General features: G+C 56.4%; 1 pseudogene. It reads left to right on the forward strand.

The features are described from left to right. Nucleotides 1-498: pseudogene (locus tag ACXJ5O_RS28955) on the forward strand (site-specific integrase); the annotation flags it as partial. Nucleotides 499-686 lie beyond the last annotated feature (188 nt).

A 686-nucleotide genomic window follows, 5' to 3' on the forward strand; every position in this document is an offset into this window, starting at 1 on the left:
GCCCGGACGGTGACGCAGGACGCCCGCATAGTTCGGACCAAATTCCGCAAGACTTTTATTTCGGAGTTCTTCCCCGTCGGCGAGGACATAGAGCAGATCGTAAACGACTGGATCCGATACCTGCGGCGGGAGATGCGTTTCGGTCCGAATGATCCGCTTTTCCCTGCGACGAACAGTATCCGCAGTTCTGAGACGAGTCTCTTGGGCCCAAGTGGGTTGTCACGCATAGCCTGGCAAACGCCAGGACCCGCGCGCATCGTCTTTCGGACGGCCTGGGCAAATGCCGGTTTGCCCTACTACAACCCGCATTCTTTCCGTTCGACTATAGCCCGCTTCGGAGAGCGCATCTGTCGGACGCCGGAGGAGTTTAAGAGCTGGAGCCAGTCGCTTGGCCACGCCAATATCAGCGTCACCCTTCAAAGTTATGGACAGGTACCTGAATACCGCCAAAATGAAGTGTTTGCGCAGATCAGGAAGCGGGAAGAAGAAGTTGCTTGATATTGACAAGCAGAGGTTGAGCTAAAATATGCGGTTGGACGAACATGAGAGATGGCCGCTTGTGGCGCTTAGCAAACGATGCTCAGTGTCCGCAAGTGGCCGGAAGCTGCCGTTTGGCGATCGTGGCGCGACTGACGGCTTTGCGCCCTATTTCGGCCATTGGGGCAGTTTTGCCACCGCCTAAGAGC

Source organism: Phyllobacterium sp. P5_D12, assembly GCF_054049495.1.